At 71.2% G+C, this 20889-nt stretch carries 23 protein-coding genes; 8 read left to right on the forward strand and 15 right to left on the reverse strand.

All coding sequences use genetic code 11. From position 1 onward, the window contains the following. Positions 1 to 59: 59 nt before the first annotated feature. The 8 genes from K318_RS0106985 to K318_RS0107020 form a co-directional block, all read right to left on the reverse strand. A complete protein-coding gene (locus tag K318_RS0106985; RefSeq protein ID WP_029088953.1) occupies positions 60 to 314 on the reverse strand; it encodes a PspC domain-containing protein in 255 nt (84 codons plus the stop codon). A gap of 147 nt (positions 315 to 461) precedes the next feature. Continuing rightward, entirely contained in the window at positions 462 to 1259 is a 798-nt protein-coding gene (locus K318_RS0106990) for a peptidyl-tRNA hydrolase (protein WP_245579792.1), read from the reverse strand. Continuing rightward, positions 1256 to 1777, reverse strand: coding sequence for a SufE family protein (locus tag K318_RS0106995; protein ID WP_029088955.1), 522 nt, complete (start codon positions 1775 to 1777; stop codon positions 1256 to 1258). Before K318_RS0106995 ends, K318_RS0106990 begins: the two co-directional genes overlap by 4 nt. Next, complete coding sequence (locus K318_RS0107000) at positions 1774 to 2724, reverse strand: sulfurtransferase (protein ID WP_029088956.1); 951 nt, start codon at positions 2722 to 2724, stop codon at positions 1774 to 1776. Before K318_RS0107000 ends, K318_RS0106995 begins: the two co-directional genes overlap by 4 nt. 214 nt (positions 2725 to 2938) lie before the next feature. Next, complete coding sequence (locus tag K318_RS23580; RefSeq protein ID WP_029088957.1) at positions 2939 to 3550, reverse strand: hypothetical protein; 612 nt, start codon at positions 3548 to 3550, stop codon at positions 2939 to 2941. 10 nt (positions 3551 to 3560) lie between these two features. Continuing rightward, positions 3561 to 4454: an alpha/beta fold hydrolase gene (locus K318_RS0107010; protein ID WP_342664196.1), complete on the reverse strand. Its 894-nt coding sequence runs from the start codon at positions 4452 to 4454 to the stop codon at positions 3561 to 3563. Between the two features lie 36 nt (positions 4455 to 4490). Further along, a complete protein-coding gene (locus tag K318_RS0107015; RefSeq protein WP_029088959.1) occupies positions 4491 to 5186 on the reverse strand; it encodes an SDR family oxidoreductase in 696 nt (231 codons plus the stop codon). Between the two features lie 113 nt (positions 5187 to 5299). After that, positions 5300 to 6421 carry a baeRF11 domain-containing protein gene (locus tag K318_RS0107020; RefSeq protein WP_029088960.1) on the reverse strand — a complete coding sequence of 374 codons (1122 nt, stop codon included), beginning with the start codon at positions 6419 to 6421 and terminating at the stop codon, positions 5300 to 5302. Positions 6422 to 6566: 145 nt separating this feature from the next. Between K318_RS0107020 and K318_RS0107025 the strand changes: the two genes are divergently transcribed. Further along, a complete protein-coding gene (locus K318_RS0107025; RefSeq protein ID WP_029088961.1) occupies positions 6567 to 7235 on the forward strand; it encodes a mismatch-specific DNA-glycosylase in 669 nt (222 codons plus the stop codon). Between the two features lie 66 nt (positions 7236 to 7301). Here K318_RS0107025 and K318_RS0107030 read toward each other — a convergent pair whose 3' ends face one another. Continuing rightward, the gene (locus tag K318_RS0107030; protein ID WP_245579793.1) at positions 7302 to 8216 is read right to left on the reverse strand and encodes a quinone oxidoreductase family protein; all 915 of its coding nucleotides are present in this window, start codon (positions 8214 to 8216) and stop codon (positions 7302 to 7304) included. 76 nt (positions 8217 to 8292) lie between these two features. On the opposite strand from K318_RS0107030, the gene K318_RS0107035 reads away from it, so the two are divergent. The 4 genes from K318_RS0107035 (at position 8293) to K318_RS0107050 (ending at position 12421) form a co-directional block, all read left to right on the forward strand. After that, complete coding sequence (locus K318_RS0107035) at positions 8293 to 9171, forward strand: patatin-like phospholipase family protein (RefSeq protein ID WP_035280779.1); 879 nt, start codon at positions 8293 to 8295, stop codon at positions 9169 to 9171. A gap of 224 nt (positions 9172 to 9395) precedes the next feature. Next, positions 9396 to 11123: a carbon starvation CstA family protein gene (locus K318_RS0107040; protein WP_029088964.1), complete on the forward strand. Its 1728-nt coding sequence runs from the start codon at positions 9396 to 9398 to the stop codon at positions 11121 to 11123. A 3-nt stretch (positions 11124 to 11126) separates the two neighbouring features. Continuing rightward, positions 11127 to 11441 (forward strand): cory-CC-star protein, encoded by a 315-nt coding sequence (locus K318_RS0107045; RefSeq protein ID WP_029088965.1) that lies wholly within the window; start codon positions 11127 to 11129, stop codon positions 11439 to 11441. Then, the gene (locus K318_RS0107050) at positions 11432 to 12421 is read left to right on the forward strand and encodes an ArsA family ATPase (protein ID WP_029088966.1); all 990 of its coding nucleotides are present in this window, start codon (positions 11432 to 11434) and stop codon (positions 12419 to 12421) included. Before K318_RS0107045 ends, K318_RS0107050 begins: the two co-directional genes overlap by 10 nt. A 117-nt stretch (positions 12422 to 12538) precedes the next feature. Here the strand turns inward: K318_RS0107050 and K318_RS20070 are convergent, their stop codons facing one another. The 4 genes from K318_RS20070 to K318_RS0107070 all read right to left on the reverse strand — a co-directional run bounded on the left by K318_RS20070 (position 12539) and on the right by K318_RS0107070 (position 17524). Continuing rightward, positions 12539 to 14533, reverse strand: a complete 1995-nt coding sequence (locus tag K318_RS20070) for a BCCT family transporter (RefSeq protein ID WP_084499803.1) — start codon at positions 14531 to 14533, stop codon at positions 12539 to 12541. Positions 14534 to 14714: 181 nt separating this feature from the next. Beyond that, positions 14715 to 16043, reverse strand: coding sequence for a YibE/F family protein (locus K318_RS0107060; protein ID WP_029088967.1), 1329 nt, complete (start codon positions 16041 to 16043; stop codon positions 14715 to 14717). A gap of 48 nt (positions 16044 to 16091) precedes the next feature. Beyond that, positions 16092 to 16520 carry a VOC family protein gene (locus K318_RS0107065; protein ID WP_029088968.1) on the reverse strand — a complete coding sequence of 143 codons (429 nt, stop codon included), beginning with the start codon at positions 16518 to 16520 and terminating at the stop codon, positions 16092 to 16094. A 266-nt stretch (positions 16521 to 16786) separates the two neighbouring features. Next, positions 16787 to 17524, reverse strand: a complete 738-nt coding sequence (locus K318_RS0107070; protein WP_029088969.1) for a class I SAM-dependent methyltransferase — start codon at positions 17522 to 17524, stop codon at positions 16787 to 16789. A gap of 69 nt (positions 17525 to 17593) precedes the next feature. Here K318_RS0107070 and K318_RS23585 point away from each other — a divergent pair, with 69 nt between their 5' ends. From K318_RS23585 to K318_RS0107085, 3 genes are read left to right on the forward strand one after another with little or no spacing between them, the layout of a single operon-like run. Next, entirely contained in the window at positions 17594 to 18187 is a 594-nt protein-coding gene (locus K318_RS23585; RefSeq protein WP_029088970.1) for an SRPBCC family protein, read from the forward strand. Positions 18188 to 18198: 11 nt separating this feature from the next. After that, positions 18199 to 18582, forward strand: coding sequence for an ArsR/SmtB family transcription factor (locus tag K318_RS0107080; protein ID WP_051297642.1), 384 nt, complete (start codon positions 18199 to 18201; stop codon positions 18580 to 18582). A gap of 39 nt (positions 18583 to 18621) precedes the next feature. After that, positions 18622 to 19629: an SRPBCC family protein gene (locus K318_RS0107085; RefSeq protein WP_029088972.1), complete on the forward strand. Its 1008-nt coding sequence runs from the start codon at positions 18622 to 18624 to the stop codon at positions 19627 to 19629. A 137-nt stretch (positions 19630 to 19766) separates the two neighbouring features. Here K318_RS0107085 and K318_RS0107090 read toward each other — a convergent pair whose 3' ends face one another. Further along, complete coding sequence (locus K318_RS0107090) at positions 19767 to 20255, reverse strand: VOC family protein (RefSeq protein WP_029088973.1); 489 nt, start codon at positions 20253 to 20255, stop codon at positions 19767 to 19769. Then, positions 20252 to 20878: a DinB family protein gene (locus tag K318_RS0107095; protein WP_084499805.1), complete on the reverse strand. Its 627-nt coding sequence runs from the start codon at positions 20876 to 20878 to the stop codon at positions 20252 to 20254. Before K318_RS0107095 ends, K318_RS0107090 begins: the two co-directional genes overlap by 4 nt. Positions 20879 to 20889 lie beyond the last annotated feature (11 nt).

Below are 20889 nucleotides of genomic sequence, written 5' to 3' on the forward strand. Positions count from 1 at the left end.
CTGCGGAAGTGCGAGCGCGCTGCCCGGACGGCCTGTGACACCGGCCCTGCCGGTGCCGCTCAGCGCACCTGGGGCGGGCCGCCCAGCATCCTCTCGAGCGGAATGGTCCCGTCCTGCCAGGGCGTGAGCAGCCACACCGCCAGGTAGAGGCCGAGGCCCACGAAGGGGAGCAGGAACGACAGGGCGACGAGGAGCCGCACCAGCCAGACGTTGACGCCGAGGGCCTGGGCCAGGCCGCCCGCGATCCCGGCGAGGAGGCGGTGGGGGCCGCGGCGGAAGCCCAGACCGCGGATGGAATCGAATGCTCTGTTCATGTCCTCGACGCTACGCCTGCCCCCGCGGGCCCACAAGGGAGGAAACCCCCGCCTCCGCGGCGGTCCGCCGCAGTCCCGGCGGGGGTGCGCCCCACTGCTGCGTGCGGTGTCCCGCACCCGCGGCACGCACTCCCGCGAGCGCCTCGCTCACCACCGGGCGCGAGTGGTCTCCGTGGGACCGTCGAGCTCCGTGAAGCCGGCATCGGTGATGCTCACGGAACGGCCTCCGGCCGCCCATGCCTCCGCCGAGGCCCGCTCCACCCGGACGCGGAAGCCCGCCGCCCGCCAGCGCTCCCGCACGGCCGCGGGCATCTGCTCATAGGCGAGCTGCGCGGCGTGCGCGCACTGCGCCGCGGCCTTCCCCGAGGTCAGGGCATGGTGGGGCGTGAGCTCGACGGTGACGACGGCCTCGGCGGCGGGGACGGCGCTCTCCCCCTCCGCGGGAAACGCGGTGCCGCCCACCTGCAGCTTCTTCAGCGCTCGGGGCAGAGGCCGCACGGGTCCCGGTGGGAAGGCGAGCGCCTCGGCCGGCCCGCGGTCCTCCCCCGGTGCCGGGACCAGCGCGCCCACGCAGTCCAGAGCGCGGGCATCGGCGAACTGCTGTCCGTCACCGCGGCGCACGACCTTGCGGATCGCGCCGGCGCGCCAGTGCTCGAGGGCCTCGTGCCATTCCCCGCCGGGCCGGGAGCGCGGATCGTCGAGGAGCCTGACGACGACCTCGGCGGCGGCCTCGCACACATCGACCTCACGGGCGGGATGCGCCTTCGAGCGGCGGACGACGATGGGCAGGGCCCAGGGGACGGCGTGGTCGCGCTCGTGACGGCGGACGTCCGGACCGGTCTCCGCCAGACCCTCCGACGGGTCCTCCCGCATATCCGCCTCCGGCGCCTCGGGCCGGTGCTCCGCCGGACCGTCCTCTGCCGGGAGTACCGCGGGACCGCTCATGTGGTCGCGGCCACGTGCTCGCGCACCTGCCGCTGGATGCGGGCGAGCATGCCGGACATGCCGTTCAGCCGCAGCGGGCTCACCGCCTTCGTCAGCGACAGCCGCAGCGGAAAGTCCGCGGGCACGGAGAGGATCTCGGCCGCCGAATGCCCGTCGAGGCCCTCGGCGAGGATGCCGGCGAAGCCCCGGGTGGTGGGCGCCTCGGCCGGCGCGGAGAAGAACAGGCGCACCGGAGTCGCGGCGAGCGCTTCGGCCGGCACCGGCCCTGAGCCCCCGTCCCCCGCTTGCGCACCGTCCACCGGACCCAGCTCAGTGCGGAGGAAGATCGGCGACTGGCACTCGGGCACGGGTTCGAGCAGCTCCGGATGCTCGGTCAGGTGCGGCGGCAGATCGGGCAGGCCGTCGGAGAACTCGAGGAGCAGCTGCAGCCGCTCGCCCTCCGGCATCGCGGCGAAGTCGTCCGCGATCTCCTGCAGGGAGGGCGGCAGCGGCATCTCCTCGGCGGCGGTGTCGCTCATCGTGCGGGCGCCTCCCCCGGCTCCTCGCCGGTGACGATGGGGACGGCCACAGCGTTGCCCCACTCCGTCCACGAACCGTCGTAGTTGCGCACCCGGTCGAAGCCCAGCAGGTGCTCGAGGACGAACCACGTGTGCGAGGAGCGCTCGCCGATCCGGCAGTAGGCGATGATTTCGCCGGTGGGCTCGAGGCCCAGCTCCTCGAGGTAGATCCGGCGCAGCTCCTCGGCCGGCTTGAAGGTGCCGTCCTCGTTCGCCGCGGTCGCCCAGGGCACGGAGCGCGCGGTGGGGATGTGGCCGCCGCGCAGCGCGCCCTCCTCCGGGTAGGCGGGCATGTGCGTGCGCTCGCCGGTGTACTCCTGCGGGCTGCGGACGTCGATGAGCGGGATGGCGCCGATGGCCTCGCGAACCTCGGGGAGGAAGGCACGGATGCGCGCATCGTCGCGCTCGACCACGGGGTACTCGGCCGGACGCGGGCTGGGCTTGACGCGGGTGAGCTCGCGGCCCTCGGCCTCCCACTTCTGGCGGCCGCCGTCCATGAGCCGGACGTCCTCGTGGCCGAACAGGGTGAACACCCACAGGGCGTAGGCGGCCCACCAGTTGGACTTGTCGCCGTAGATCACCACGGTGTCCGTGCGCGCGATGCCCTTGGCGCGCATGAGCGCGGCGAAGCCCTCCCCGTCCACGTAGTCGCGGGTGACGGGGTCGTTGAGCTCCGTGTGCCAGTCGATCTTCACGGCACCGGGGAGGTGGCCGGTCTCGTAGAGGAGGACGTCCTCATCGCTCTCGAGGAGGACCAGGCCGGGCACGGTGGGCCCGTCCGCGTCGATCCGCTCGGCCACCCACTGCGTGCTCACAAGACGGTTCTGCGTGCTGTAGCCGGCGAACTTGGGGTCACTCGCGTCGTGCTCGACCTGCGGCGCCTGAGCCTGCGGTGCGGTATCGGTCATCGTTCCTCCGAGACGTGCGTACGGGGCGGACGCCGGAGCGCGTCCTCTCGCCACAACCCTACGCAGGGGCCGGTGTATTCCGCGGCGAGCTGCGTCACAGTGCGCCGCTGAGTCGGCGGTGCCATCAGCCGGCGCATTCGGCGTTCGCGGCCGGTTGCGCGATCAGCCGCCGGGTCAGCCCCGGATCAGCCCCGGATCAGCCGGCCGGGCCTCCTCACAGCCCCAGACTGCGGCGGTGGGCGTCGATCAGCAGGTCCACGAGCGGGGTCATGTAGCGCTTCGAGCCGTCGGGGAGGATGCGCGGACGGTAGTCGCGCACCCGCACCCCGTTCACCAGCGTGTACCGCGGCCCCGTGACGGTGCTCGTGATCCTGCGGCCGTCCCGCAGCACCACGACGGCGCAGCCCGGGTGCCGCCACGACAGCGAGGACTCGATCCACGCGACCTCCTGCCAGCGGACCCGGGTGGTCCTCCAACCCTCGACGAGCTCCAGACCGGCCGTCGTGACGAGCAGGCTGTGCCGCCAGCTCCAGATGAGGAGGACGAGCAGGAGGGCGTACAGGAGCGCGAGGAACGCCGCCGGCAGGAGGAGGACCCCGAGCGAGCGATCCGCGTCCTGAAGGTCGAACCACAGGAGGACGCCGAGCAGCGCGCACACCCCGGCCGTGGCCGCCGCGAACAGCACGAGGACGAAGGCGAACGGCGCCCGGTTCAGCGGCACCGCGCAGACGGGCGCGCCCGGGCCTATCGCCCTGGCGAGCGCGTGCTCCCGGCGGCGGGCCCACCGGGGCTGCCGCACCGATCCCGTCTCACGCACACTGCCCATCCCCCTGCCCTCACTCCGCTGCCGTGAGGAAGGCGCGGAGCAGACCCGCGAACTCCTCCGGCTTCTCCGAGTGCACCCAGTGCCCCGCGCCCTTGACCATGACCTTCCGCTCGCGCGGGAAGAACGTGCGCATGACGGGCTCGGCCTCGGTCGTGACGTAGTCGGAACGGGTTCCGCCCACCCACAGAACCGGCCCGCCGAACGTCCTGCCGGCCAGATCGGGGAAGCCTCCCACCGCGGGGAGCTCGGCGCGGAGCAGGGTGAGATTGGGCTGCCAGCGGAAGCGCGCCTCGGCCGCGGGCCGTGCATCCGTGGACTGTGCGCCTGCGGCGGCCCCGGCCGAGGCGCGGGACACCGGCCGGAGGTTCTGCAGCAGGAAGCCGCGGGTCACCGGGTTGGGGATGGGGCCGGACAGCTGCTCGTCCGCCTCCGCCCGCGAGCCGAGGGCCGTGAGGTCGAGGCCGGCCAGTGCGCCCAGGAGGTGCGGGAACTCCCCCGTCTCCGGGGAGCGCACGGGCGAGATGTCCACGACGACGAGGCGCCGCACGAGCTCCGGATGGAGCAGGGCGAGCGCCATGACGGTCTTGCCGCCCATCGAGTGCCCGATGACGTCCACCGGCCCGTCCGCGGCGAAGCCCTCGCGCAGGGTCGCCGCGAGCGCATCGGCCATCTCGAGGTAGGAGAACCTCTCCGTCCACGGGGACTCCCCGTGATTGGGCAGATCGACGAGCAGGCTCGTGTGGGTCTCGGCGAGCGCCTTGGCCGCGGTGGTGAAGTTCTTGCCCCGGCCGAAGAGCCCGTGGACGAACACCGCCCGGCCCGGCCCGCCGGGCACGGTCTGAGTGTGCAGGTGCGGTGTCGCGGGGCCGGCGCCAGCGCGGCCGGGAGAGGTCTCAGCGTTCACTCCCCCAGGCTATCGGGCTTCCCTCCGCACTGCCCCTCAGGCCAGGGCCTCGGCGATGGGGGTCTCTCCGTCGTAGAAGTTCACGGTCTCGCGGAGGGATGCGCCGTGCTCGAGGACGTGGGCGATGACGGCCGCGACGTTCTCGCGACTCGTCACCGCTTCCCGGCCGTCCGCCAGTCCCTCGGGCACCGAGCCGTCCTTCTCCGCGAGCACGATCCGCTCCGTCGCCGGCTCCAGGGTGAGCCGACCGGGTCCCAGAATCGTGAAGTCGAGCTCCGTCTCCCGCAGGCGCGCATCCGCATCGTGCTTGGCCTTCGCATAGGGGAAGAACGAGTTCTCCGGATCGAGACGGTCGACATCCACCCCGGCCCGCGCATAGGAGACCATGACGAAGCGCTTCGCCCCCGCAGTCGCGGCCGCCTCGAACGTCCTCACAGCGCCCTCGTAGTCGACCGCATGCGTGCGGGCGGGATTCCCTCCGCCGGCCCCGGCCGAGAACACGACGGCGTCCGCCCCCGTGAACACGCGCGCGAGGTCCTCGACGCTCGCCTCCTCGAGGCTGAGGACGAGAGGCTCGGCTCCCGCCTCGCGCACATCGGCCTCGTGCTCGGGATTGCGGATGAGCGAGCGGACCTCCCACCCCAGCCCCCTGAGCCTCGGCGCAGTCAGCAGGGCGATCTTGCCGTGCCCGCCCACGATGACTGCGCGCCTGTTCGGATTCTCCGTGGCCATGCCAGACCTCCTCGGGTCGTCGTCCGGGTCCTGTTCCCGTCAACACGGCCCACGCACAGGTATTCCCGGAGGCGTTACTGCCCCGGGAGCGCCGCCGGGAAGCGGCTTCCGCCTCAGCCCCGGAACACCGCCGCCGTCCAGCCCTCGTCCGGCATCTCCGCGGCACGCACGCCGCGGACCCGCCCACCCGTGCGCAGGACCTGTGCGGCGACCTCGTCGACGACGCGATAGGTCGCAGGCCCCGGTTCGTCCGCGAGCGCGACGGCGCCGTACTCGTCGATCATCCCCTCGTGATCGGCCTCGATGTCGAAGAGCAGCTCGGCCACCCGGCCCTCGCGCGCGGCCCGGGCCACATCTGTGAGCTGCGAGCTCGCACGCCCGGCCGCGCGCTGATTCCCGAAGTGCTCGACCCAGTCACTGATCCGCTGTCCGTAGTGGCGATCGAGGATCTCACGGGCACGCGCCTCGAGGTCCTCGTCCGACAGCGAGGCCGGGTTGACCGCGATCGACTCCCCCAGCAGCCTGTCGTGGCTGTTCACATCGCGGTAGACGGGATCGAGGCCGTTCGCCGCCGCCAGCAGCAGCGGCGCCTCGGGATCGCGGATCGCCTCGAGCACCGCCTTCTGCACGAGGCTCGCGTACCGCTTCTGCTCCGGTTTGGGACCGAGCGTCCCATCGGCCCGGTGCCGGTCGAAGCGGCCCTCCTGCGGCGCGCGGGTGAGCGCCTCCGAGGCGTCCTCGGGCAGGTCCGTCAGCTCCACCCGCCGGCTGGTCGCCCCGGAGTCGAGGTGGAGGAGGCGCACATCGCCCTCCGTGAGCGCGAGCACGTAGCCGGTGTGCTCGAAGGTGACGGCCCGGATCATCGGGCCCACGTCGAAGCGGTCGCCCGTGTAGCGCCCCGGCGCCAGTTCGTTCATGAGCCGGAAGGCGCACAGTCCCTCCGGAGACGCGAAGACCGCGATGCTGCGGGCTCCGGTCCCCCAGAAATCGCGGTCCTGTTCGAGCTCCCTCACGTGCGCGGTGAGGCGTTCGCGGTCCTCGCGGCTGAGCCCCTCCCCCAGCTCCGCGAGGGATTCGCTGACTGCGGTGCGGAGTGCGAGGTGGGCGGCCTCCGTCGCGTGGGCCACCGCCCGGAAGCCCCATTCCGCAGCACTGAGGTAGACGGTCACACTCGCATCGCTGCGGTGCTGTGTGAGTTCGGCCAGATCCTGTCGTGTGGGAATGTCGATACTCATGTCGCCATCGTAGCGACGCAGGTCACATGTGGGAATGGCGCCGCGCGCACAGTTTCGCGCGGACCGTCCGCCGGTCCGGAAGAGCCCTCCGCAGGGGAGGCCGGCATGCCCTGAGACGCAGCCCGGACGCGGGTACAGTGCCCGCATGAGCACCTCAGCAGCACCGGGCCGTCCGCGCAGACCCTCCCCGCTGGGCGGACGCAGACCGACCCGCGCGGAGCTGCAGCGCTTCGCGACGGACGATCCGGATGCGATCGACGACATCCTGCCGGCCGGCGATGCGGGACTGCGCATGCTGATCGTCGGGATCAACCCCGGCCTGTGGACAGCGGCGGTGAACGCCCCGTTCGCACGGCCGGGCAACCGGTTCTGGCCCTCGCTGCACAGGGCCGGCCTCACGGACCACGTGGTCGATGCCGCAGCAGGCCTCTCCGCCGCCGACGAGGCGCAGCTGCTCGAGCGCGGCATCGGGCTGACGAACCTCGTCGGCCGGGCGACCGTCCGCGCCGACGAGCTCACGGCCGAAGAGCTGCGGGCCGGCGGCGAGCGCCTCATCGCACGCGTGCGGGAGATGCGGCCGCGCTCGGCGGCGATCGCGGGCATCACGGCGTTCCGCACCGCATTCGGCCAGCGCCGGGCGGTGCTGGGCGGGCAGGATCCCGCAGCGGTGCCGGGCTGGCCGGAGACCGTGCAGCTGTGGGTGGTGCCCCAGCCCAGCGGGCTCAATGCGCACGAGAACATCGACTCCCTCGCCGCCAAATGGCGGCAGGTGTGGGAGGCGACGGCCGCCCCTCAGCCCCGATCCGCCGAGTGAGCGCTTTCTGTCGGTCTGCGACGCTCGAACCGACGGAAACCGCTCACTCGATGGAAGGATCAGAACTCAGAACTCGAGCACGAGGCGGCCCCGGGTGCCGCCGGCCTCGAGCCGGCGGTGCGCCTCGGCGGCCCTCTCCTTGGGCAGCACATCCGCGACCCGGAGGCGCACCGAGCCCGCCTCGGCGAGCTCCCGCAGCTCTCCGAGGAGGTCGGCGCGGCGCCCGTACTTGCCCACCACGATCGACCAGAAGGTCACCCCGCGGTCCCGCTCGCCCTTGTCGCCGCGGATGGTGATGACGGTGGCGCCGTCCTTCGCGGCGGGCACGATCTCGTCGAGCTGGACGGCGCCGTCGATGACGCCGTCCGCCCCAGCGGGTGCGATCTCGCGCACCGCCGCGGCGAAGCCGGGACCGCGGCGCACCACGTGGTCGGCCCCCAGGGAGCGCACGAGCTCCTCGTCCGCCTCCGAGGCATCCGCGATGACGGTGTGCCCGTCCGCCTTGGCGAGCTCCACAGAATGGCCGCCGAAGGCCCCCGCCGCGCCGGTGACTGCGATGACGGAGCCCGCGGGCAGCCGCAGGGTGTCGAGCGCCAGACGCGCGGTGAGACCGTTCATGGGCAGCGTCGCCGCCTCGGCGAACGAGGCGCCCCGGGGGACGCGCGCCACGGCTTCCGCCGGCACCGCGACGAGCTCCGAGTACGCACCGTGAGCGCCCTCGGGCAGAACGATCGCCATGACCTCGTCCCCGGCTCGCAGATCCGTCTCCGTGTCCGGGCCCACGGCCTGCACCGTGCCGGCGACGTCCATCCCGGGCACGAGCGGCGGGCCCGGGGAATCCTCCCAGCGCGCACCCGCCCGGCGCATCGTGTCCGTGGGACTGACCGCCGCCGCACGGACCCGGATGAGGATCTCCCCCGGCCCGGCCGCGGGGTCCGGCAGGTCCAGGACCTCCAGCACGTCGGGGCCGCCTGGTCTCATGTATCCGATCGCCTTCATGTGGGCGGGAACACACACCCTGACCCGGGTATTCCTCGCCGTCGCTACAGTGGAGCCCATGACCGCCTCACCCTCCGACACCGCGCTCATCTTCGAGGGAGGCGGCATGCGCGCGGCGCACACCAGCGCCTTCGTCGTCACGCTGCTCGAGGCCGGACTCGACTTCGGCTGGGTGGCGGGCATCAGCGCCGGTGCGTCGAATGCGGCGAACTACCTCTCGCGCGATGCACGGCGGGCCCGGCGCAGCTTCGTGGACTTCGCGGCGGACGAGAACTTCGGGGACCTGCGTACCTGGGTGCGCGGGCAGGGCTTCTTCCATGCGGAGTACATCTACCAGCGCTCCGGCGCCCCCGAGGCGGCCCTCCCCTTCGACTGGGAGACCTTCCGGGACAGCACGGCGCGGCCGCGGATCATCGCCTTCGATGCGGACTCCGGCGAGGAGGTGTGCTGGGGACGCGAGGACTTCCCCACGATGGACGACCTCATGGTCCGGGTCCGTGCCTCCTCCACCATGCCCGTCCTCATGCCGCCGGTGACCATCGAAGGCCGCACCTATGTGGACGGCGCCCTGGGCCGCGACGGCGGGATCGCCCTGTCGCAGGCGCAGGCCGAGGGCTGTGAGCGGTTCGTCGTGGTGCTCACGCAGGAGCGCGCCTATGAGAAGGCGCCGCCCCGCTTCCCGGCCTTCTTCCGCGCGCACTTCCGCAGGCATCCCGCCGTCGCCGAGGCGCTGCTCACCCGCTGGCGCCGCTACAACGAGACGCGGGAGCGGATCTTCGAGCTCGAACGCGCGGGCCGGGCGTTCGTCTACGCCCCGGAGACCATGCCCCTGTCCAACGGCACCCGCGACCTCGCCCGGCTGGCGGCCGCGCACCGGGCAGGGCTGAGCCAGTCGAGGCGGGAGCTGCCGCGGCTGCGTGAGTTCCTGGCGGGCTGAGGGAGGCTGGAGAAGACAGGGCAGACGGAGGCGCGGCCCGGCACCGCGCGCCCTCACACATAGACACCGCGGTTTTCCCGGGATGATCACAGGGACTCCTCATGCTTTGCTAGTATCGCGAGGATCAGTGTGGCGACCGTCGGCATCCGGAGCCACCGCAAGAGCGCAGCGATCCTGCTCCGGGCAGCGACACTGCACACAGACAGTGAGAAAGGCATTCGACGATGAATCCCGTGCTGCTCATGTTCATCGGCCTGGCGATCCTCGCCTTCGGCTTCCTCGTGTACTCGAAGTACCTCGCCAAACGCGTATACCGTCTCAATGACAGCTTCAAGACGCCCGCGCACGAGCTGCGCGACGGCGTCGACTACGTTCCCACCAACAAGTTCATCCTCTGGGGCCACCACTTCACCTCGGTCGCGGGAGCGGCTCCCATCGTGGGACCTGCGGTCGCGATGATCTGGGGGTGGCTGCCCGCGTTCCTCTGGGTGACGATCGGCACGATCTTCTTCGCGGGCATGCACGACTTCGGGGCGCTCTGGGCGTCCGCCCGCAACAAGGGGCAGTCGATCGCAGGGCTGTCGGCCCGCTACATCGGGAAGCGCGGAGCCAATCTCTTCCTCGTCGTGATCTTCATCCTCGGCTTCATGGTGATCGCCGCCTTCGCCGTCGTCATCACCAATCTGCTGGTGAGCCAGCCCTCCGCCGTCATCCCCGCATGGGGTGCGATCGGCGTGGCACTGCTCGTGGGCGTGGCGATCTACCGCCTGCGGTGGCCGCTCATACCGGTGACGATCGTGGGTGTGGCGGCCCTCTACGGACTCATCCTGCTGGGCGATGCCTACCCCGTGGTGCTGCCCGAGTCCTTCCTCGGGATGGCCCCGGCCACCGTCTGGATCGTCGTCCTCCTCGTATACGGCGGCATTGCCTCGATCCTCCCAGTGTGGGTCCTGCTGCAGCCTCGCGACTACATCAACGGAGTCCAGCTCTTCATCGCCCTCATCCTGCTTTACGGCGCGCTGCTCCTGGGCACGATCTTCACGGACGGGGAGCACGGCATCGTCGCTCCGGCGATCAACACCGCGCTGCCGGAGGGCACTCCCAGCATCGTGCCGCTGCTGTTCGTCACGATCGCCTGCGGCGCGATCTCCGGATTCCACGGCGTTGTCTCCTCCGGAACCACCTCCAAGCAGCTGGACAAGGAGACGGATGCGCGCTTCGTCGGATACTTCGGCGCGGTCGGCGAGGGCCTTCTGGCGCTCGGCACCATCCTGGCGATCTCGGCCGGCTACCGCACGGTGGCGGAGTGGGACGAGATCTACAGCAGCTTCGGCGATGCCGGGGTTCAGTCCTTCGTCGAGGGCGGCGGCATGCTCATGGAAGCCGGCCTCGGGCTCCCCGCCTCGCTGAGTGCCACTGTCCTGGCCACGATGGCCGTCCTCTTCGCGGCCACGACCCTGGACACCGTGGTCCGTCTCATGCGCTTCATCGTGCAGGAGATCGGCGACAATATGAAGATCCGAATCACCAAGGTGCCCGCGACGCTCATCGTCCTCGTGCTGGGTGGCGGCCTGACCTTCTCGCAGGGCCTGGGCGGTGAGGGCGGCCTGCGCATCTGGCCCCTCTTCGGCACCACGAACCAGCTGCTCGCCTCACTCACGCTCATGATCATCGCGGTCATGCTCATCAGAAAGCGGCGCAACCCCTGGCCCGCGTTCGTGCCGCTGGGCATCGTGTTCGTCATGTCTTTCTGGGCCGCGATCGAGCAGCTCGTCTCACTGGCCGATCCCGGCAATCCGGACTGGCTGCTGTTCGCGATCGACGTCATCATCATCGTCTCCTCGATCTTCGTCGCCGTAGAGGGCATCCGCGCAATGGCCCGGGCGGCGGCAGAGCCTCCCGAGCCCGAGGACGCCGACGAGAAGCTCGAATCGGTCCGCGAAGAGGTGTGACCGATGAGCACGCACCGTCTCGGCGGTGACGGAGACGCGGCCCAGCAGCCGGGAGAGGGGCTCTCCCGGCGCTGGGCCGCGTTCCGTGACGGTCTCGAGGAGTTCTACAAGGGCCCCTACCGCCAGATGTTCGCCCGCGAGAAGCGCGATGAGGACGACTTCTTCACGCTCATCGTCCTGGGCGAGGCCCTGGGCGTGCCCGATCCGGCCGCCTACTACACCGCAGAGCTCCTGCCCGGCATCTATCAGGACTTCCACGCCTGGCATCGCCGCATGGGCATGCCCGATTCCCCTCTGGACCACATCGCATGCTGCTGAACACCGTCTCCGGCCTCCGCGTGCTCTTCGTGGGAGGCAAGGGCGGGGTGGGCAAGACCACCGTCGCCTCGACCCTCGCGGTCGCCAGGGCGCTGGAAGGCGCCCGCGTCCTCGTCGTCTCAACGGACCCCGCCCATAATCTGGGACACCTGTGGGAGCGCGAGGTCGGCGATGCGCCCGTCCGGCTGGCGACCTTCGACGCTCCCGCGGAGGGGAGCTCCCCCGGCCACGTGGACGGGCTCGAGATCGATCCTCGTGCGACCCTGGACCGCCACCTCAGGTCCGTAGGCGAGACGATGCGGCGGATGCTGCCCGAGCGCATGCGACCGCACGCCGAACGGCACCTCGAGCTCGCTCGCGAGGCGCCGGGCAGCTTCGAGTCGGCCGTCCTCGAGCGGATCGCCGAGGCTGCGGAGCTGGGTGAGGACGAGTACGACCTCATCGTCTTCGACACCGCGCCCTCGGGTCACACGCTGCGTCTGCTCGCCCTGCCGGGCCAGCTCACGGCGTGGACGGAGACGCTGCTGCGCAACCGGGACCGCTCGGAGCGCTTCTCCGCGGCGATGCAGGCGATCGCCGTGCCCGGCGCCGAGGACTCCCGGCAGCTGGCCGATGCGGAACTGCGCCGGACGCTCCTGCGCCGGCGCGACCGCTTCGAACGGCTGCGGGCCACGGTCACGGATGCAGAGCGCACGGGCTTCCTCCTCGTGTTCACCCCCGAGCGCATGCCCGTCGCCGAGACCCTGGAGCTCGCGGAGTCGCTCTCCGTCCTGGGTGTGCCGCTGCGCGCGCTCATCGCCAACCGCCGCTCCCCCGCCGATGCCGGGGAGCTCCTGGCAGGACGCCGCACCGTCGAGGCGGCGCAGCTCGACCGGGTCGCCTCGGCTCTCCCGGACGTCCCCCTGTGCGAGCTGCCGCTCGTACCCGGGGAGCTCGCTGGCCGGAACGCGCTCGAGGCGTTCGCCCGGCGAATGGGCTGAGCACGACCCCCGGTACGACACCGCCCCGATCGCACGGGTGGTCCAGCGCCTCATCGGCGTCTGAGCCCCCCACACGACCGGGGAGGTGTCGTTCCCGCCGCAGCCGGCGCCCGCGGGTCAGGACCCGGGCACCGGCTTCGGCTCGGCTTTCGCGCTGGGCTCTGCGCTCATCCTGGGCGCGCCGCCGGTCGTCTCGGCTGCCGCTCCGGCCCCCGCCTCCCCGGCGGACCGGACCTCGGCTTCGGCGGCCCCTCCTCCGGACACAGGCCCCGCCCCCGCTTCCGCGGGCCCGGTCCTGCCGGTCGCCTCGACCGCCGCCTCAGCGCCGGGATCGGCCTCGCCTGCGGACGGCGACGACTCCCCGTCCTCCGTGTCGAGCACCTCGCGCGTGGAGATCGTGAACGGTCCCTGGTGCTCGTCGATCGCATTCATCACGGAGTCCTCCAGGAGCTTCGAGGCGAGCCTGCCCTGCAGGACGAGCGGATCCCGGGAGAGGTCCTTCCACAGCGCGACGCACAGCAGCATCATGACGATGACGAAGGGCAGCGCGGAGACGATGGTGATGTTCTTCAGACCGTTGAGCGCCTCGGACGGGTCGCTGCCGCCGGCCAGCAGCATGACGGCGGCGACCCCGCCGGTGGACACGCCCCAGAAGACCACGGAGCGCCGGGTGGGCTCCTCGGCACCGTTCTCGGCGAGGGCGCCCATGACGATGGAGGCCGAATCGGCTCCCGTCACGAAGAAGATCGCGATGAGCACGACCGTGACGATCATGAGGACCACGGCCACCCAGCCCGGCACGGGCAGCGCAGCGAGGAGATCGAAGAGCACGAGGTCGAAGTCGATGTCCGGGACGCCGTCGACCGCCGCAGCCAGGGCCTCGACGCCGTCCTCTCCCCGCTCGGCCCGCTCCTGCAGGCCGATCGCACCGCCGCCGAACACGGAGAACCACAGCAGGGAGATGGCCGAGGGGACGAACAGCACGCCGGTGACGAACTGCCGGATGGTGCGGCCGCGGGAGATGCGCGCGATGAAGAGGCCCACGAAGGGCGCCCAGGAGACCCACCACGCCCAGTAGAAGACCGTCCACGTGGAGAGCCAGTCGGCCATGGCGGCATCGCCGGTCGCCGTGGTGCGCGAGGCCATCTGCGGGAGGCCCTCGATGAACGAGCCGAGCGCGGAGGGGATCACGTTCAGGATGAACAGCGTGGGACCGCCGATGAACACGATGAGGGCCAGCAGGACGGCCAGCACCATGTTGATGTTCGACAGCCACTGGATGCCCCGCTCGATCCCGGACACCGCCGAGGCCACGAAGGCCGCGGTGAGGACGGCGATGATGAGGACGAGGACGGGCGAGGTGACCTCGGCGAGGATGCCGGCGGACTCGATGCCGCCGCCGATCTGGATGGCGCCGAGCCCCAGCGAGCACGCGGAGCCGAACAGCGTCGCGATGATCGCGAGGATGTTGATGACGCGGCCGCCGAGGCCGTTGACCACCCGCTCGCCGAAGAGGGGCGTGAACATCGAGGAGAACAGCTGGGACCGGCCCAGCCGGAAGGAGCCGTACGCCACGCCGAGGCCCACGATCGCGTACATCGACCACGGGAACAGCGTCCAGTGGAAGAGCGTCTGGCCCATCGCCACGCCCATCGCCAGGTCCGTGGAGCCCTCCACCGTTCCCGGCGGCGGGGACAGGTAGAAGAAGAGGGGCTCGCCCACGCCGTAGAAGACCAGTCCGATCCCCATCCCGGTGGCGAACATCATCGCGATCCACGAGGAGGTGCGGTACTGGGGGCGCTCGTCGTTCCTGCCCAGCGGGATCCGCCCGAACTTGCCGGCGGCGACGACGATGACGAACGTCGCGAACAGCGCACCCGCGACGACGAAGAGCCAGCCGAAGCGGTTCATGGTGCCGTCGAGGAGCACCTGAGCGACCTCGCCGAGTCCGGTCGGCGAGACGAATCCCCAGACGACGAAGGCGACCGCGAGGGCCCCCGCGATGCAGAAGACGACGGGGTCCACTCCGCTGCGGAAGCGACGGCGCTTCGGCCGGGGAGTGCGTTGGAGGTGCTCGATGAGCTCCTCGGTGGTCTCGGGGATGCTGCTCATGGGATCTGCGCCGCCGCGGCACGGCGATGTGCCGCGGGGCTCTCCTTTCTCGAGGAGGAAGACGTCTCCGGCTCGGGTGCCGAGACCGGATAGCGAGAAAGCTAACCACACACCCTCATGCAGGCCAAGCCCTTGTCCGGATTCATCCGCAACAGTTGCACGATGCGCAACATCTCGCTTCTCAGCTCGAACCGGCAGCGCCCTCCTCCGGCTCCCCGAGGCGCCGGGCGAACAGGATCGCGAAGAACGTGGTCGCGGGCATCGTCACCACCAGCCCGAAGATCCCGGCCAGCAGCTGCACTATGGTGTTCGCGACGGTCTCCGACTGCAGCAGCGCCCACAGCGGCATATCGTAGGAGCGGGCGACCACGAAGGAGGCGAGGCTCGTGCCCACGACGGAGAAGCTCACGGTGTAGATCGCGGACGCCGCATGGTCGCGGCCCACCTCCATCGCCTGACGCATGAGCGAGCGCTCACCGCCACCGCTCCTCCGGCGCGCCCGCAGCTCCCGACGGCTGGCGACAGGCGCCTCGGCGGCGGTCTGCGACACTCCCGTGGCAGAGGTGCGCTCCCCGTGGCCGCTCGCCCCCTGCCCTGCACCGTGACTGCCGCCGCCGTGCCCGTGATCGTGCGCTTCGCCGCCGCGCATGTGCATGAGCGAGAACACGACCGAGGCCTGCGCCACCGTGATGTCGTTGAGGATGCCGATGAGCGCGATGAGGAGGGCGGCCAGGGCCAGCACCCGCACATCGATCTCGTAGGAGGCGAAGACCGCGGCCGAGGTCGTCTCGTCCAGGCCGGTGAGCCGCAGGGCCGCCGACATGATCCAGCCGGCCACGAGGGCAGAGCCCACCCCGCACACCGTGCCCACCCAGGCCGCGAGCGTCTTGGCGCTGAAGCCGTGGGTGAAGTGGAGGACGGCCGTGAGGACGAGGACCGAGGTGAGCCCCGCATAGAGCAGCGGATTGCCGCCCAGGTGGATGCCGGTGACGAGGAACATCCAGATGAAGAGCGCCGAGACGACGAGCGAGGCGAAGGCCCGCAGCCCCTTGCCGCCCACGCTGAGGGCCACGAGGACGAGCACGATGGCGGCGATGACGAGCATCCCCATACCGCGCTCCACGGAATGGAAGGCGTAGATGGTCGCCTCCCCGTCTGCGGTCGTGGAGATGGAGAGGACCACTGCATCGCCGTCGTCGAGCCCCGCGGTGGCGCCGTCCTTGGTGATGCCGATCTGGTGCTGGGAGCCGTCCTCGAGATGGGCGACAGCCTGTCCGCAGTAGGAGTCCACGTCGATCCACGTCTCGCAGTCGCTGAGATCGACATCGCTGAGCTCGGCGCGCTCGTAGGCGACCGTGGTGCCGTTGGGCAGGCCGGTGGGCGCCTGGCTGGGCCACAGGGAGATGACGAAGGGAAGGGCGAAGACCAGCACGCACACGGCGACCAGGACGGAGACGAACTGCTCACGGGAGGGGCGGAGGCCGCGGACTGACCGGAGACGGGAGCGCATGAGTGGGATTCTCCCCCACCCATGCGCTCCGCGCGAAGCCGCCTCCGCTCAGCTGCCGCGGTTCTCGACCGAGAGCGCCCACATGACGCCGAAGCGGTCGAAGACCTGCCCGTACCAGTCGCCCCACGGAGCGACGTCGAAGGGCATGTTCACAGAGCCGCCGCCGGCGGTGAAGGCATCGATGATCGCACGCGCCCGCTCCGGCGTGTCCGCCGTGTAGAGCAGGGAGTAGGCGGTGTCGCGGATCGGGTACTCCTGCTCGTCGCCCATCGCGTCCCCACCGGCGATGATCCCCGCCGGCGTCGTGAGCACGGCGTGGGCGACGGCCTGCGGATCGGGCTCGAACGGCATGCCCTCCATCGGTGCGTCGCCGTAGCGCATCAGGTTGAGCTCGCCGCCGAGGACCTCCTTCCAATGCGCGAACGCCTCGGCGGCGGTGCCGGGCAGAGCGATGTACGTGGCCAGTGATTCGGTCATGACTGATTCCCTTCGCCGGTGCTGGATGAGCATCTCACCGCACCCTGCGCAGACTCCGGCCCCCTGCCGAGTGACGATCCGTGCGGACACGAGAGGTGCGGTGTCCATCCTCCTCCACTTCCGCACCGGAGGGAAGACTCAGCCCCGATCCGCCAGTCCTCCCGCACACCGACCCTCCAGTCCGTCCTCCCACCCGCCGAGTGAGTGGTTTCTGTAGGCCCACGACGCCCAAACCGACAGGAACCGCTCGCTCGGCGGATCTGAGCTCAGGAGCGACGCGCGGCGGCGAGGAAGGCACGCTCCGGAGCCCGCGGCAGGCGGCGCAGCTCGACAGCGGAGAAGCCCGCCGCCTCCAGCAGCGTCGCGATCTCCTCCCGCGAACGGAAGCGCAGCGTCGAGCACGAGGTGAGCACCTGGCCGTCCGCGTGGAAGACGAAGGTCCACCGGAAGGTGAGGAGACTGCCGACGATCCGCTCGGTCTCACACCAGGCCTCGACCTCACCGTGCCCGGGCAGCCCCCTCCTGCTCCATGTGGACTCCCGCGTCCACAGCTCCGGAGAGAGGAGGCGTGGCTCGCGCGCCTCGAACAGGAGCCGTCCTCCGGGGGCCAGGGATTCACGCACAGCGCGCAGGGCAGCGGCCATGTCCTCGTCGTCGAGGAAGACCATCGCGACGTTCGCGGTCATGGTCGCGGCGTCGAAGCCCGCGAGGCCGAGTCCGCGGACGGCGAGCGCATCGCCGTGCACCCACCGCACCCACTCGGCGTGCGGCTTGGCCCGGGCCACGTCCAGGGAGGCGAGCGCAGGGTCGACCGCCACCACCTGGAATCCGCGGGCGGCCAGTGCGCATGCGAGCACTCCCGTACCGCAGCCCACGTCCAGCACACTCCGGGCCCCGTCCTCGCCGATGAGGTCGAGGTAGACGTCGAGGTCGCTGCGGTCGGGATCGAGCAGGTCGTACACGGCGGCCAGCCGAGGGTGCTCGAACTCCGCGTTCACTGTCATTTCCCCTCCGCAGCCCCGATCCGCCTTCCGCTCAGGCTACTCTCGGGCATGGCGGAGAGGGAGGCTGGGATGCTCCATGCGCACACGGAACCGCGGGCGGGCGAGTCCGCGCCGTTCCACCTGGAGTCGCACTGGCATCTGCCGTGCTCGGCCCGCACCGCCTGGGACGTGTTCGCGCAGGTGCGGGACTGGCCGCTGTGGTGGCCGGATGTGCGCTGGGTGCGCGAGGGCTCAGCCCCGCCCGGCGACCCGGAGCACGCAGGCTCCCCCGCCCCATCAGCACCGGCCTCACCATCAGCGGCACCCACGGGGGCAGACCCTCCCGGACACGGCGATGCCGACCTTCCCGCCTACGTCCGCCTCGGCATCGGCAGTCCGCTGCTGCCCATCCTCCGCCTGCGTCTCCGCCTCACGGGCCTCCGGCCGCCGTACGGGGGCGAGGCGGCGGTCACCGGCGATCTTCGCGGCTCCGGAGCCTGGCGGGCACGGGACACGGCGACCGGCGCGCGCATCGACCTCCTCTGGTGCGTCGTCACGCACAGGCGAGCGCTCCGCTTCCTCCGCCCGCTGGGAATCCGGGCGCATCGTGCCGCCATGCGCCGCGGTCGCCTCGGGCTCATCTCGGCGGTCGGAAGCGTTGACGCACCTCGCACAGCGGAGTAACGTACAACCACATGGTTGCATATGCGCACGGGGCCTCGAGCCCCACCGACCGAGCAGAGGTGCCCGCGCTCACCGACGAGCAGGTGGACCGGATCTTCCGCGCACTCGCAGATGCGACCCGGCGTGACATCGTGCGCCGTACGCTGTCCGCCCCCGCGAACGTCTCCGCGCTCGCGGCCGACTACGAGATGTCTTTCGCCGCCGTGCAGAAGCACGTGCGCGTACTCGAGGGGGCAGGGCTCGTGAGGAAGGAGCAGCAGGGCCGTGAACGCGTGGTTCACGGCGTTCCCAGAACCATCAGCGGCATCCAGGATCTGCTGGGCGCCTATGCAGAGATCTGGCGCGGGCGCATAACGCGCCTCGACGCACTGTTCGACGAGGAGCAGTCCGCGTAGGGGTCTGCGCGGGCGCCATTCACGAGAAAGGCACGAACAATGCCCATCACCGCCATCGACAAGGACGCAGAAGCCCTCACGCTCACCATCACGGCGGACTTCCCGGTGCCGCTCCAGCGGCTGTGGGAGGCCTACGCCGATCCCCGGCAGATCGAGAGGTTCTGGGGTCCGCCGGAGTATCCGGCGACGTTCACCCGCCACGACATGGTCGCCGGCGGCCGCTCGCACTACTTCATGACCGGCCCCGAGGGCGACACCCCCGGCGGGTACTGGGAGTTCCTCGCCGTGGACGCCCCGCACTCCTTCGAGGTCCGCGACGGGTTCGCGGACGCGGACGGCAGCCCGAGCGCGGAGATGCCGACCATGCGCATGGTCTTCTCCTTCGAGGAGACGCCGGAGGGTTCGCGGCTGACCACCGTCACGCACTTCAACTCCGCCGAGCAGCTCGATCAGCTCCTGGAGATGGGCATGCTCGAGGGCACGAAGGCCGCGATGGGCCAGATCGAGACCGTGCTCGCCGATCTCTCCGCCTTCGCCGCGGACCGGGCCGTGGAGGCGGAGATCCTCAGCGACACCCAGGTGCGGGTGAGCCGGGTGATCCGCGGCAGCGTCGAGGACGTCTGGCGCGCCCACCACGATCCCGCGCTCCTGCAGCGCTGGCAGCTGGGACCGGACGGCTGGACCATGCCGGTGTGCGAGATCTCCGCCGAAGCGGGGAGCACGTACCGCTTCGAATGGGAGTCCGAGGACGGCCGGCAGCGCTTCGGCTTCACCGGCGAGATCCAGGAGGTGCAGCCGCCCCACCGCGAGGTCACGACCGAGCGGATGATCGGCGGGGACCAGGTGACCGATGCGGTGACCGACGACCAGTGGCAGTCCGTCGTGAATGAGATGACGCTGACGCCGGTGGCAGGCGGCACGCTCCTCTCCCTCGTGATCACCTACCCGGACGCCGAGACGAGGGACGCGGTGCTGGCCACCGGCATGACCGACGGCATGGAGGCCAGCTACGCGAGGCTGGAGCGGGAGGTGTTCGCGGCGGCATGAGCTCCTTGACGGGGTCTCCGGAGGTGCGGGTTCACCTCCGGGGCCCGTCATGGGCGGCAGGGCCGCACCGCCCTCGGCAGACGCGGAATTCCGTGAGCCCGGAATCCGGTGAGCGCAGGGTCCGGTGGCGCCGGAGCTCAGTCGAGGCAGAACTCGTTGCCCTCGGGATCAGCCATGACGATGAAGCCCGCCTCCAGCGGCGGATCGGGATCCACCCGCTCGAGCCGGCGGGCGCCCACGGCGATGAGGCGCGCGCATTCGGCCTCGAGCGCATCCATCCGCTCCTCACCGGCGAGCCCCGGGGCCGCACGCACATCGGGGTGCACGCGGTTCTTCACGGATTTGCCCTCCGGGACGCGCTGGAAGAACAGGCGCGGCCCGAGGCCGGCCGGGTCCTCGGCGGCGGCCCTCCCGTTCCGATGTTCGGGCGGCACCCCGAGCCGTGCGAGGAACTCCTCCCAGGCACGGAAGGGATCCTGGTGTGGCTCCCCTCCCGGGGACGCGGCCGGCACGCCGGGCGGCAGCGGGACGGCGTACCCGAGCGCCTCGCACCAGAAGAGCGCGAGAGCGCGGGGATCATGGGCGTCGAAGGTGATCTGCACGGTGCGCGCGGCGGTATCTGTCATGACGTCTCCCCTGTCTGAGTGTGGATGCGGAGATCGCGGAGGAGGCAGATCTCCGCGAGGTGGTGGATGAACTCGCGATTGATGTGCAGGACGAGAGCGGACATGGGCAGATGCCCGAACTCGCCCTCCGCCTCCCCGCACGGCCGCGCGAGCTCCTCGTCCGTGAGGGTCGCGACGCCCGCGATCCAGGCCGCGTACTCCGCATCCAGCTGCGCCAGCGCCTGCTCGGCCGTCTCCGCGTACTCGTACGTGAAGTAGTCCCGCGGCTCGCCGCCGAAGTGCGCGGCCGTGCGAGCGCCCAGGACGCCCACGAGCACGTGCCCCAGCCGCCAGGCGATGGTGGTGAACGGTGCGGGCTGCGGCTCGGGGAAGGCGAAGTCGATGGTCATCGCCCCGGAGCCTCCCTGCATCGGCGGCGAACCCGTCCCCCGCGGTCGCACGTTCCAGCAGTCCGGCACCGGCTCCCAGAAGAGCTCCTCGTCCGTGAGCCCCTCCAGGCGTGCGCGCAGCTGGTTCCTCCAGTGCCAGTCGAGCTGGTCCACCAGCTGTGCGGACCAGCCGTCTGCGGACCGCTCCTCGTCCGCGCTCTCCCTCGCGCCGAGCGCCTCGTCTCCCTCGCGCATTTCGCACCCCT

The organism is Brevibacterium album DSM 18261 (assembly GCF_000426445.1).
Taxonomy (GTDB): Bacteria; Actinomycetota; Actinomycetes; order Actinomycetales; family Brevibacteriaceae; genus Brevibacterium; species Brevibacterium album.